1 protein-coding gene and 1 pseudogene are annotated in these 1,334 nt (G+C 62.7%); both read left to right on the top strand.

The genetic code is table 11. The annotated features are described in order from the left end of the window. Window positions 1-132 (top strand): annotated as a pseudogene (locus tag AC0L20_RS39495) (chitooligosaccharide deacetylase NodB); the annotation flags it as partial. A 14-nt stretch (window positions 133-146) separates the two neighbouring features. Next, a partial coding sequence (nodC, locus tag AC0L20_RS39490) for a chitooligosaccharide synthase NodC (RefSeq protein WP_473295586.1) occupies window positions 147-1,334 on the top strand: 1,188 nt, incomplete at its 3' end.

The raw sequence follows: 1,334 nt of genomic DNA, 5'->3' as shown, positions 1-1,334 counted from the left end.
TGCCCTCCCGACGAGTTGGGACGCTGCCCTCATGCTGGTCGGCGCGACCAGACCGTGACGGCGCTCGCCCAACTCATTCCAGCACTGCATGACCGTGGATTTGCAATCCGGTCGCTTCCTCAACCTCACTGAATAGATCGATTCCCATGAGCCTGCTTGCCACCATCAGCACCGCTGCTGTTGCCTCCTACGCGTTGCTCTCCAGCGTCCACAAGAGCGCGCAGGCGCTTTATGCGCTGCAAAGCGACGCTCCACTGCCGCCGTACGACGCGGTCGACGCCGAAGCTCTGCCCAGCGTCGATGTCATCGTGCCCTGCTTCAACGAGGACCCGCGCACGCTGGCGGCCTGCCTGAAGTCTATCGCAAGTCAGGATTACCCAGGGCGATTGCAGGTCTACGTGGTCGACGACGGCTCTGCAAATGTCGGCGCAGTGGCCGCGGTCCACGCGAGCTACGCGTATGACCCGAGATTCACCTTCATTCTGCTGCCAAGCAATGTTGGAAAACGCAAGGCGCAGATCGCAGCGATTCGCCGCTCATTCGGCGATCTCGTGCTCAACGTCGACTCCGACACGGAAATCGACAGCGACGTGGTCAGCAAGCTCGTGCGCAAGATGCAGGATCCAGCCGTCGGCGCGGCCATGGGCCAATTGAAGGCCAGCAACCGAAACGACAGCTGGCTGACCCGATTGATCGACATGGAGTACTGGTTGGCTTGCAACGAGGAGCGCGCGGCGCAGACGCGGTTTGGTGCCGTCATGTGCTGCTGTGGGCCGTGCGCCATGTACCGGCGATCCGCGCTGCTGTTGCTGCTCGAGCAATACGAGACGCAGTTCTTCCGGGGAAAACCCAGCGACTTCGGTGAGGACCGTCATCTGACCATCCTCATGCTCAAGGCAGGGTTCCGAACGGAGTACGTTCCGGACGCCATCGCCGCCACGGTGGTCCCGGACACGCTCTTGCCGTATCTGCGCCAACAGCTCCGCTGGGCACGCAGCACCTACCGCGACACGCTGCTCGGTTTGCACCTGCTGCCCGGCCTCGACCGGTACCTCACGCTGGACGTGGTTGGACAGAACCTCGGCCCGCTGCTGCTCGCCATCTCATCGATTGCCGCGCTCGCTCAGCTCGCGCTCACGGGCTCCGTGCCCTGGTGGACCGGTCTGACCATCGTCGCGATGACCATGATTCGATGCAGCGTGGCAGCCCTGCGCGCCGGCGAGCTTCGATTTCTCGGCTTCTCGCTGCACACCCCGATCAACATCTTCCTCCTGCTCCCGATGAAAGCCTATGCGCTCTGTACCTTGAGCAACAGCGATTGGCTCTCGCGCAAA

It is taken from the genome of Bradyrhizobium sp. Kon58 (genome assembly GCF_055807455.1).
This window is presented reverse-complemented; position numbering and strand designations above follow the sequence as displayed.